The organism is Bacillus sp. SIMBA_008 (assembly GCF_046535495.1).
Lineage (GTDB): Bacteria > Bacillota > Bacilli > Bacillales > Bacillaceae > Bacillus > Bacillus subtilis.
The window spans coordinates 1-228 of sequence record NZ_JAWRWL010001463.1 but is presented as its reverse complement, the minus strand read 5'-3'; the positions used below and the strand labels follow the sequence as shown (position 1 = coordinate 228).

Genomic DNA, 228 nt, shown 5'->3' with positions numbered 1-228 from the left:
GGATCTGATTTGACTTTGATGGTATCTCCCTTCTCCATTTGCGGGAAGATGAGATTTGGCTTCCAGTCGACTTTCCATTTGTCATCTTCTTCTGAGAGAACGCCCTTGTAAGAAAGCTTGTGCAGCTTGCCAAATGACGTTTTCATTGTTACATCATAGGAAAATTGATACCCATTTCCTTTGTCCTGTTTTTCGACGTTAAGCTTTGATATGTTCAGATCATGAGCA

Annotated in this window: 1 protein-coding gene; it reads right to left on the bottom strand. The window is 40.8% G+C overall.

Annotated features, from left to right (window positions below; genetic code table 11):
- On the bottom strand, nt 1-228 hold a 228-nt coding region (locus SB658_RS28340), incomplete at both ends, for an NTF2-like N-terminal transpeptidase domain-containing protein (RefSeq protein WP_410603947.1).